The sequence below is a fragment of the Streptomyces sp. SID14436 genome (assembly GCF_010548465.1).
GTDB lineage: Bacteria > Actinomycetota > Actinomycetes > Streptomycetales > Streptomycetaceae > Streptomyces.
The window spans coordinates 1-2,445 of sequence record NZ_JAAGMD010000039.1 but is presented as its reverse complement, the minus strand read 5'-3'; the positions used below and the strand labels follow the sequence as shown (position 1 = coordinate 2,445).

The following is a 2,445-nucleotide window of genomic DNA, read 5'->3' as shown; positions in this document are numbered from 1 at the left end:
GCCGTCGGGGGTCGTCCCGGTCCGGGCGCCGGGCCCGGCCGCCGGGGTCAGCCGCAGGCCCGACTCACCGATCCGCAGCAGCGCGCCCGGCGTCAGCCGGACCGGGCGGGAGCCGACGGGGCGGCCGTCCAGGGTGGTGCCGTTGGTGGAGCCGAGGTCGGCGACGGCGACCCGGCCGTCGGAGCCGACGGTGACCGCGCAGTGCAGGCGGGAGACGTCGGGGTCGTCGAGCGGCACGTCGGCGTCGGCGGAGCGGCCGATGCGGATCTCGCCGCCGTGCAGCAGATGCACCCCGCCCGCGTCGGGGCCGGCGACGACGTGCAGCCGGGTGGGGGCGTCGTCCAGCTCGGGATGCGCCTCGGGCTCGCCGGGGGCGCCCACGGCCAGCACGGCGCCGTCGATCAGCGGCGGCTCGCCGAGGGTGCAGCGCTGGGCGTCCAGCCGCTGGTCGCCCGCGTACAGCACCGGGGTGCCGGAGGAGCTCTCGGCGCCCGCGACCGCGGAGGCCAGCGCGGAGGCGACGGCGGCCAGGGCCGTGCCCGCGGGTGCCGTGACCAGCACGTCGCAGCTCGGGGTCCGGTCCCGCGCGGGGGAGGAGGGCCCCAGCGGGTCTACGACGGTCAGCCGGATCTGCATCGCCGTCAGCGGTCCCTTCTGCGCGGGCGCTCGCGACACGGGAGGACGAAAGCCGTCCCGCGGTCCCCCACCGCGGGATTCCCCCACCGCCACACGCGCACGTACGGCCAGTTCTGCAGGCATCCTCGCACCTGCCACCGACAACGCGCCCGCCCCCCGTCATCAAATGATCTTGATTGGTCGGCTCTGCCCCCAAAAATGCCTGACCAGTGACGCCCGGATGATCGTTGTGCGCCGACTTGAGATCGGTCACGTCCGGCCTCCGGCAACCAACGGACCACCTCGCACGTCTTTCCTTCGAACACGGACGGGCGCCGGTACGTAAGACCCACGGAAAGACGACGTCGAAGTCGGCAAGCCGGTGTCCCGCGTGGCGGCACTACAGTGGGTCGGAACATTCCGTAGCACGGTGGACCACGGTGTACGCCAAGCAAGCAGCAGGGAGCATGACGTGCGGCCGGTAGGCAGCAAGTACCTGCTCGAGGAGCCGCTGGGACGCGGCGCCACGGGCACCGTCTGGCGAGCACGCCAGCGGGAGACCGCGGGCGCCGAGGCGGCCGTGCCCGGACAGCCCGGCGAGACCGTCGCCATCAAGGTCCTCAAGGAGGAGCTGGCCAACGACGCGGACGTGGTGATGCGCTTCCTGCGGGAGCGCAACGTCCTGCTGCGGCTGACCCACCCCAACATCGTCCGGGTCCGCGACCTGGTGGTGGAGGGCGATCTGCTGGCCCTGGTCATGGACCTGGTCGAGGGTCCCGACCTGCACCGCTACCTGCGCGAGAACGGCCCGTTCACCCCGGTCGCCGCCTCGCTGCTGACCGCCCAGATCGCCGACGCGCTCGGCGCCAGCCACGCCGACGGCGTGGTGCACCGGGACCTGAAGCCCGCCAACGTGCTGCTGCGCCAGACCGGCGGCGAGATGCACCCGATGCTCACCGACTTCGGGATCGCCCGGCTGGCCGATTCCCCCGGGCTGACCCGCACCCACGAGTTCGTCGGCACGCCCGCCTACATCGCGCCGGAGTCCGCCGAGGGCCGTCCGCAGACCTCCGCCGTCGACATCTACGGCGCCGGCATCCTGCTCTACGAGCTGGTCACCGGCCGCCCGCCGTTCTCCGGCGGCTCCGCCCTGGAGGTGCTGCACCAGCACCTGAGCGCCGAACCGCGCCGCCCCTCCACCGTCCCCGACCCGCTGTGGACGGTCATCGAGCGCTGCCTGCGCAAGAGCCCGGAGCAGCGGCCCAGCGCCGAGAACCTGGCCCGCGGCCTGCGCGTGGTCGCCGACGGCATCGGCGTGCACGCCAACTCCGCGCAGATCGCCGCCGCGGAGAACGTCGGCGCCCTCCTCGTGCCCGACCCGGAGCCCGCGCAGGTGCCCGGCACACCCGGCACCCCCGGTGCGTCCGACCCCACCCAGGTGCTGCCGCACACCGGCGGTTCCTACGACCCGAACGGCGCCACCAGCGTCCTGCCGCACACCGCGGGCGCCGGAGCGGCGGACCCGACCGCGGTCATGCCCCCGGTGCCCCAGGGCCCGCCCGGCGGCAACGGCCAGGGCGGCCCCGAGGACCCGCACCCCTGGCAGAACCAGTTGCGCGCGGCCCGCGACCGCAACGAGCAGACCCAGGTCCAGTATCTGGACCCGGGCGAGGACCCGCTGCGCCGCCGCCCCCAGCGGCAGGTGGCCCGGCCCCAGCAGCCGCCCCAGCGCCGGCCGCAGCCCCAGCCGGGCCCCGGCTACGGGCATCCGCAGCAGCACCAGCCGCAGCAGTACGCCCCGCCGCCGCCCCCGCCCCAGCGGCCCCAGCA

General features: G+C 75.1%; 2 protein-coding genes. One reads left to right on the top strand and one right to left on the bottom strand.

Going from position 1 to position 2,445, the window contains the following annotated elements:
• On the bottom strand, window positions 1-636 hold a 636-nt coding region (locus tag G3I53_RS01515; protein WP_164437952.1), incomplete at its 3' end, for an FHA domain-containing protein.
• A gap of 451 nt (window positions 637-1,087) precedes the next feature.
• On the opposite strand from G3I53_RS01515, the gene G3I53_RS01510 reads away from it, so the two are divergent.
• The coding region (locus G3I53_RS01510) for a serine/threonine-protein kinase (protein WP_164437951.1) at window positions 1,088-2,445 on the top strand (1,358 nt) is incomplete at its 3' end.